Annotated in this window: 1 rRNA gene; it reads right to left on the reverse strand. The window is 55.6% G+C overall.

Going from position 1 to position 259, the window contains the following annotated elements:
• Positions 1-259: ribosomal RNA gene (locus ARTB_RS21480) — 23S ribosomal RNA — on the reverse strand; the annotation flags it as partial.

The raw sequence follows: 259 nt of genomic DNA on the forward strand, positions 1-259 counted from the left end.
GACGGGTTTCTCACCCGTCTTTCGCTACTCATGCCTGCATTCTCACTCGTGTAGGCTCCACCGCTGGTTTCCACCGCGACTTCACTGCCCACACGACGCTCCCCTACCACTCCAGACGCCTGAACCACAAGGGCTTGGCTATTGTCTGAAATCCACAACTTCGGCGGTGTACTTGAGCCCCGCTACATTGTCGGCGCGGAATCACTTGACCAGTGAGCTATTACGCACTCTTTTAAGGATGGCTGCTTCTAAGCCAACC

The sequence above is a fragment of the Arthrobacter humicola genome, assembly GCF_022803015.1.
Lineage (GTDB): Bacteria > Actinomycetota > Actinomycetes > Actinomycetales > Micrococcaceae > Arthrobacter > Arthrobacter humicola_A.